Source organism: Sphingobacterium sp. UBA7253 (assembly GCF_002472745.1).
In the GTDB taxonomy this organism is placed as follows: domain Bacteria; phylum Bacteroidota; class Bacteroidia; order Sphingobacteriales; family Sphingobacteriaceae; genus Sphingobacterium; species Sphingobacterium siyangense.
Map to the genome: position 1 here is coordinate 1 of NZ_DKSP01000074.1, position 6,579 is coordinate 6,579.

11 protein-coding genes are annotated in these 6,579 nt (G+C 36.0%); 9 read left to right on the top strand and 2 right to left on the bottom strand.

Annotated features, from left to right (window positions below):
* On the bottom strand, window positions 1–299 hold a 299-nt coding region (locus B2X72_RS07425; RefSeq protein ID WP_286848847.1), incomplete at its 3' end, for a hypothetical protein.
* Window positions 300–316: 17 nt separating this feature from the next.
* Window positions 317–691, bottom strand: a complete 375-nt coding sequence (locus B2X72_RS07430) for a hypothetical protein (protein ID WP_286848849.1) — start codon at window positions 689–691, stop codon at window positions 317–319.
* Window positions 692–1,688: 997 nt separating this feature from the next.
* Between B2X72_RS07430 and B2X72_RS07435 the strand changes: the two genes are divergently transcribed.
* The 9 genes from B2X72_RS07435 (at window position 1,689) to B2X72_RS07475 (ending at window position 6,563) form a co-directional block, all read left to right on the top strand.
* Window positions 1,689–2,330: a hypothetical protein gene (locus B2X72_RS07435; protein ID WP_286848852.1), complete on the top strand. Its 642-nt coding sequence runs from the start codon at window positions 1,689–1,691 to the stop codon at window positions 2,328–2,330.
* 79 nt (window positions 2,331–2,409) lie between these two features.
* Window positions 2,410–2,919, top strand: a complete 510-nt coding sequence (locus tag B2X72_RS07440; RefSeq protein WP_286848854.1) for a hypothetical protein — start codon at window positions 2,410–2,412, stop codon at window positions 2,917–2,919.
* 171 nt (window positions 2,920–3,090) lie between these two features.
* On the top strand, window positions 3,091–3,486 hold the full coding sequence (locus B2X72_RS07445) for a nuclear transport factor 2 family protein (protein WP_070567108.1): 396 nt from the start codon (window positions 3,091–3,093) through the stop codon (window positions 3,484–3,486).
* A 12-nt stretch (window positions 3,487–3,498) separates the two neighbouring features.
* Complete coding sequence (locus B2X72_RS07450; protein ID WP_070566626.1) at window positions 3,499–3,870, top strand: hypothetical protein; 372 nt, start codon at window positions 3,499–3,501, stop codon at window positions 3,868–3,870.
* Window positions 3,871–4,143: 273 nt separating this feature from the next.
* Complete coding sequence (locus B2X72_RS07455) at window positions 4,144–4,935, top strand: HNH endonuclease (protein ID WP_286848858.1); 792 nt, start codon at window positions 4,144–4,146, stop codon at window positions 4,933–4,935.
* Between the two features lie 6 nt (window positions 4,936–4,941).
* Window positions 4,942–5,355 (top strand): (deoxy)nucleoside triphosphate pyrophosphohydrolase, encoded by a 414-nt coding sequence (locus tag B2X72_RS07460; protein ID WP_286848860.1) that lies wholly within the window; start codon window positions 4,942–4,944, stop codon window positions 5,353–5,355.
* Window positions 5,356–5,375: 20 nt separating this feature from the next.
* Complete coding sequence (locus B2X72_RS07465) at window positions 5,376–5,729, top strand: hypothetical protein (RefSeq protein ID WP_286848863.1); 354 nt, start codon at window positions 5,376–5,378, stop codon at window positions 5,727–5,729.
* 4 nt (window positions 5,730–5,733) lie between these two features.
* Window positions 5,734–6,087, top strand: coding sequence for a hypothetical protein (locus B2X72_RS07470; protein ID WP_286848865.1), 354 nt, complete (start codon window positions 5,734–5,736; stop codon window positions 6,085–6,087).
* A gap of 41 nt (window positions 6,088–6,128) precedes the next feature.
* Window positions 6,129–6,563 carry a hypothetical protein gene (locus B2X72_RS07475; protein WP_286848868.1) on the top strand — a complete coding sequence of 145 codons (435 nt, stop codon included), beginning with the start codon at window positions 6,129–6,131 and terminating at the stop codon, window positions 6,561–6,563.
* Window positions 6,564–6,579: the final 16 nt, after the last annotated feature.

Consider the following 6,579-nt stretch of genomic DNA (forward strand, 5'->3'; position numbering starts at 1 on the left):
GCCCCGCTGTCCTTGCGGGGCGTCTGAGCTGATAAACTAAACATATGAAAACTGAACATCATAAGGAACAGGATTAGAATTGTCCTTATGGTAAACATTCCCTTTACACTCTTTGGCATCGGCACAGGGGTACATGCCGATATCATCTGCCTCAAGCTATATACTAAACAATCGAAGGGGTGCTTTTTACCCCAAGTAAATGGTACTTTTTTAAAATTATTATTTGCGGCATCTTTTATAGCTGCCAGATATGCGACCTTATCCAATAAGGCAGCCATCCGATTTGATCTGTGTTTCATCTGCTTATTGTTAAAGGTTAGTCTGTAATTCGTCCAAAAAACTCATGGATCCGCTTGGTGATCCCCAGCTCATCCAAACTAAAACCTGTTGTTTCTGCGTCTGAAAAATCTAATTTGCTCATGTCCACATAGTCTTTATGCACGTGGAAATAAGCAATCAGTACAGCTAATAGATCGAAGCCGAACACCTGCTTGTGACAGAGTTCCAATACATTTTCATTCGGCCAACGGTCTGCTGACTTCTTAAGTAGTAAAGAAATGGTATTCTGGATGGTACGGATATCATACTTTTTCCAAAAATCAGCAATCTTATCCGTGGGATCATAATCCTGATCGTGTACTTGGTATATGGCTAGCTCTAGCGCTAGCACATTTGAATATTTTTGGTTCATTTTATAGGTTCAATAAAGATGACTTAGCTATGTCCTATTCTTTTTAATTGGACGTAGCTTCCCCCATTGCAAAAAAATTGCATTCCAAAGAGGTGTCATTGCAGGGAACTTTAGATCCTTGCAGGTTTCACAAATTAAGAATTAACAAAATCCCGCAAAGCGCCCCGAGACGATTACAAAGCATTGATTAGGGGGACATTATGACGCTTCCTGTCGGGAAAGATAAAAAACCGATCTGTAAGCAATAGAAAACTATGCTTAAATTCCTTTTATTTGTTTGGAACAATAAAAATTAAATGCTAATTTTAAGTTGTTGACGCTTGAATAGAGCAAATAAATCTATTATTAACCTGATCTAAAGGGAATGTTGTAAAAACAGACAGATCGGAAAACCTTAAACAAGGGAGTACTTATTTGTATCCTATCGGCACATTACAAATTGGCGATAGCAGCCCTCTCCTATTTCGGTTTTTAATGATTTAATAAACTATTCTGGCGCGCGGATAGCGTTCTTTATTGGAATAGTGTTGGCAAACCGATAGCTCATCTCCTGGAGGTAAACTGTGGTTTTTTGGTGGGTGTTTTCTAATCGTTTCATAATCATTCATGTTGGTTATTAAACGATGAACCTTTCAAAGCTTGGGGAAGGCGAATTGGTCAAAAAACCAATAAGGCGAACCTTAATGCTTTCTAGTTGAGGAAAACGGTCAAGTAAACCTAACCAAAAAACTACTCGAGTTTTTCGGGTTGCCCCTAGAAAGTCTGACATAAGGCACGCCCTACTGGGTAATATCTACAAAGATATAATAATCCAGCATTAATGGGCGACCTTACGGTGACTCTCGTGGGCAAATTTGACCGTTTTTCCAAAACGAGAGGACATCGTTTAGGTAGAGTTTTATCTCTCTACCCTATTTGTCGCATCGATTAAACAAAGATAAACAATCGATTCCGTTTTTTCAAACAAAAGTACAATAAAATAAGAAACGATATTTTTATGGATAAATACTTTAGCAATATATTTATATCAAATATTAAAGAATTAAGAGTATCGCTTAAAATTACTGAGGCAGTAATGGATATCTTGCTTCAAAAATATAATTTAGTTTATAGCGGAACAGAGAGCCAACTTAATAAAACTATTTCTCTAGATCTAGCTAAGCGAATTTCTAATCTTTTTGGAAAAGACATTGAATATTTTCTCGACAAAGATTGTGTTTTAGTAAAAAAAGAAGCTATCCCAAAAGAGTTGCAAGAGTTTTTAAACAATCAATTACCAAATCTGACAAGTCCAAAAGATTCCTTAAATAAAAAATTTAGCCTTGCCGCTTATGTTATTATATACCTTAAATATTTTAATAGCAAAAAGTCGTTTGCCAATTCAGATATATTACCTCATTTACCATCTCCTCTAAACAAATTAACATCTATTGATTGGACAAGCGGGCTATTGAAAGGATTGGTCACTAATACAAAAAAATATAAGAAAAACCCTAATATAACTGACAAACGCTACCATGGAGAAGTGTTTTACACATTAAATGGACCAATCCCTACAGAAACTATTGATAAAGCTTTAAAAAAAGTTGACTTAGCACTGTTCGAGCCTTTAATTGAAAAACAAAAAAGAAATAACTAACAAACGCGCTACAATTTACGGAGGTAAAGGAGATGGTGATGTTTTACTATGAAAATTCCGAGCAAACTAATTGAGAATAATGACAAAGGAAATATCTGACGTAAGTATTAGACATATTGCTTTCGGAAATAGACAAATAGAGGGATTTTCAAGTGTTACTTGGGAAACCGACGAAATAGTAGTTGAAGATAATGAAATCGACAACTTTTGTTATGTTCTTCTATTTTCTTCAGAGAAAGAGGATCATTCTTCTGGTTCCGTAGTATCTGAATTTCAGCCTTGTTTTGCTTCTACCGGACAGTCCCATCAATGGAAATTCAAGAAAAATACTATTGTGCATTATTTGATAATTGGGAAAAGCATTATTAATCAGATACCGTTTCTGCCTTCTTCCTCCATTAATCTCTTGAAACAATTTCCAGTTATAAAGCTAACCAATGATGAATTCGATATAGTGCAATATGAATTCAATAAAATTCACCAAGAAATGAATAGGCCTGATATGCTTAAAGGAATCATTTATGCACGTATAGCAAACATTTTCGGTGAGACATGTAGGTTTATCCAGAATAGGTATGATACAGAATGAAATTGAGCCAAAATTGAAAAGTCAAATAAAAAAAAGTGTAATCCTGGATGGCAGCGAGATGAGCTAATACTCGCTTTGGATCTATATTTTCAGATTTAGAATAGAAAAGCGCATACGGAAAAAGTGTAAACACCTACTAGCAAATAAATGGGAAACCAACTACCAAAACTTATGAGCGTATCCGTCTTAAATAAAAGGACGGAAAAGATTTTCAAATATGTCGAGGCCTATAATCAGATGGATGCGAAAAATATGATAGCAGAATTTTCTGATGATATTATTTTCAAGAATGTTATGAATGGTGAGAAAACGATGGAATTGCAAGGTATTGAAGAATTTAAAAAACAGGCTATTGAGGCGCTCTCCTATTTCAGCGAGAGAGAACAAGTCATTGAGTCAATAACTCATAATTATAGTACTACCGATATCTCAATCACCTATAGAGCAATCGCGGCGATGGATTTTCCAAATGGATTGAAAAAAGGTGAAGAAATAAGCTTGGATGGGAAGTCGATCTTTGAGTTTTCTGACGATGGTAAGATAATTAGGTTAACGGATATAGTCTAAAAAAGTACAAATATGAAAAAAGCGATCGACTGGGTAAAAGAAGCATTTGAAGGTCAAAAGATTGAGTCCATTTACCTTTACAATACAAGTCAGGGTGTTTGTATCGGCGGCATTGAGGTAGAAAGCGGTGATCTACTTTTGTTCAATAAGAATAAAAGCCCTGTTAAAATTGCTTATAAGCCTGCAAGTTGGCAAGAGAGCGATGACATTCTGGAATTGTTATCAAAAATGGAATTGGGGGAGAAAAAAACAATTGTTTTAAAGCATATAGATCCTTTCAAGCTAAGAGAAATGGCAATTCCTTACGCAGCTGGATTAAGACATAACGATCCTTACAATGTTGTAAAAATCGATGGTAACACCTGTACTATAGATTTTACCTAGTAATATTTTTTTACAATTCTAAACCACTAAACTTATAAATTATGTTCTCATTCGGATTATTCATGTACCTCATTTACGGAGGATTTATTGCAATCTGTCTCTACGGGCTGTACCTCGTTCTTTCAAGTCTTCTTGATAGATATCTCGTCGCCAAACGAGATCACACCGCGGCTTTACGCGAGCAAAATGATATTTTAAGAGATATTATAAAATCCGTTAAGCCTAGCGACGACAATACTCCTCCCACTACTATTTAAGTTTATTTAATATTTAATGAATTACGTTGTCATCACTGAAAATGACGTTTCCCAATGGAAGGATAACACAGGAAGAGAGTATCACTTCCCAAAACGCTATTTAAAGTATTTAGCAAAAGGAACTGTTATCGTTTACTATAAAGGTCGAATGAAGGATACCTCATTTGCTTCAAAGCGAATGACTCGTGATCCTCATTATTTTGGAATCGCAGAAATTGAAGAAGTTAAGCAGGATAATGATTCTAAGAAAAATGATTACTATGCTGAAATTATAAATTTTAAGCCTTTCTCCTATCCTGTACTTGCTAAACAAAATGGTCAATTTATTGAGAAGATTCCTACTTCAAGACTTAAAAATTATTGGCGCGATGGCGTTCGACCGGTCGATGAAGAAACTTTCAATAGCATAATCGTTCTGTCAGATCTCAATAATTTCAACGCGACCAATGATAGTGAGCAAGAGATCTCTGATTCTTATACCAGCTCAGAAGGTAAACTTAAATTGGTTTACTCAACAAAATATGAAAGAGACATTAAGCTTCGTGAAAAAGCCATAGAAATACATGGATTAAATTGCATGGGCTGTGGTTTTAATTTCGAGAAAGCTTATGGCGAATGGGGAGCCGGATTTATACATGTCCACCACACCAAACCATTATCTAATGGTGAAGGTGAACGCGTGGTTAATCCCCTTATGGATATGATTGTGCTTTGCCCCAACTGCCACTCCATGGTTCACAGACGGCGAAATAAGACATTGAGTTTGGATGAATTACTAAAATTATTAATGACTAAAACTATCAACTAGTTGATCATGGCTATAACTAAAGTTGTTTGCGGAATTATATTTAAAGATGATCTCGTTCTGATTTGCCGACGAAAACCAGAAAAATCCCTCGGTGGCTATTGGGAGTTTCCTGGGGGTAAGGTGGAGGAGGGTGAATCTTATGAAGAATCTTTGCTTAGAGAATTGATCGAAGAACTCAACTTGAAAGTCAAAATCAAACAACGATTTTTCGATACTGTACATCATTACGATAATGGTGATATCGAATTGATTTCTTTCATCTGCGAGACTAAAAATATAGCTACAGGGTCCACAGACCATGATCAACTTGAGTGGGTGGAAGTTAGTGATCTATTAAATTGGAAGCTCGCACCTGCTGATATTCCAATTGCGAAGGAGTTGATTGAAAAATTAAAGACTGGAAATAGTAAAGAACTTTAGAATTAATCATAGACACGATTATGGGTAAAAAACTAGGTCTTAAAATAAAAGTCAATGGCAATCTAGTCACAAATGCCGGATTGGACAAAGATAACTATGTATTAATTGGTAATATAACCTTTGCGAAACGAAATAACGGAAGTAAGGACTTTACCCTTAATGTAAGTGGAATGGATGGCGACCAGAACGACAATGTTTATTGGTACGGGACCGAACTAAAAGAGGGCGACACAATTAGTTTTGAGGTCATTGAGCCTCCTTTTGACGACCCCAAAACTAGAACCAAAAGTGATATAGACCAGGAAGCCAGAATTAAAAGTAAACTGGAACACTATCACCTCTTAAAAGCAAAACTTAAAGACCACATCAAATAAGTTTATGGACAATATAGGTATCAATATCAGAATAAACGGGGAACAGATTACAAGAGCAGGATTTAACAAAGCTCACTATGTATTGCATGCGATGGCTGCTTTTGCTCGTAGAAGAGGCCACAATGACGCGTTTGGTTTCCATGTTGGTGGTCTAGATTCTGATGCAAACATTCATGTTGATTGGCTAAATGCGACACTTAATCTCGGAGACATAGTCACTTTAGAAATCGTAAAAGGTCCATTCGACCCCTCGGAACCGCACCTATCGCGGGTTGTTTCAGAAGAAGATCAGCTAAATTATGAGTTAGAACTATTCTATAGGTTGAAAGAGGAATTGAAAGATCATATTAATGAATAGGTCTTTTTTAATTGATCAAAGCTGTTAATGAATTTGAATAAATGTCTACAATATTCCAGATAAACGATCCCAGTCTCGAATCGCAATGGCGAGCAATCATACTCTTTGGCAAAAATTCAGCGACATATAAATTTGCTCTTGCTAAGTCAATCATTGAGCTTTTGCCCTCTGGCAAATCGTCGTTGTCATTGGAAGATTTAGCAGCGCCCTTCTCCAAGAATATTGTTGATCATTTACGGAAAAGTGATAAGCAAGGTAATTCTTCTTCGAGCAAATTCTTAAATACCTGTCGGGAGTTTATTGCTAGTCGGATCAATGAAGATCAGTTGATTCAAACAACATTAAAATTCGGTTTTGTCAATGTGGTCGATGCCTTTCAAAATGTAAATGGCGACATTATCAAAGATCCTTTTTATCAAAAGAACTATGCTGACGGCAGAAAAGAGATCATTCCTACCGACAATATCTTTAAATGAATATTCCGACAAAAGT

Bases quoted from the DNA above. Each gene is read 5' to 3' on its own strand.
- B2X72_RS07435 (WP_286848852.1), top strand. From the start codon at position 1,689: ATGGATAAATACTTTAGCAATATATTTATATCAAATATTAAAGAATTA.
- B2X72_RS07445 (WP_070567108.1), top strand. From the start codon at position 3,091: ATGAGCGTATCCGTCTTAAATAAAAGGACGGAAAAGATTTTCAAATAT.
- B2X72_RS07470 (WP_286848865.1), top strand. From the start codon at position 5,734: ATGGACAATATAGGTATCAATATCAGAATAAACGGGGAACAGATTACA.
- B2X72_RS07440 (WP_286848854.1), top strand. From the start codon at position 2,410: ATGACAAAGGAAATATCTGACGTAAGTATTAGACATATTGCTTTCGGA.
- B2X72_RS07460 (WP_286848860.1), top strand. From the start codon at position 4,942: ATGGCTATAACTAAAGTTGTTTGCGGAATTATATTTAAAGATGATCTC.
- B2X72_RS07465 (WP_286848863.1), top strand. From the start codon at position 5,376: ATGGGTAAAAAACTAGGTCTTAAAATAAAAGTCAATGGCAATCTAGTC.
- B2X72_RS07455 (WP_286848858.1), top strand. From the start codon at position 4,144: ATGAATTACGTTGTCATCACTGAAAATGACGTTTCCCAATGGAAGGAT.
- B2X72_RS07450 (WP_070566626.1), top strand. From the start codon at position 3,499: ATGAAAAAAGCGATCGACTGGGTAAAAGAAGCATTTGAAGGTCAAAAG.
- B2X72_RS07475 (WP_286848868.1), top strand. From the start codon at position 6,129: ATGTCTACAATATTCCAGATAAACGATCCCAGTCTCGAATCGCAATGG.
- B2X72_RS07430 (WP_286848849.1), bottom strand. From the start codon at position 691: ATGAACCAAAAATATTCAAATGTGCTAGCGCTAGAGCTAGCCATATAC.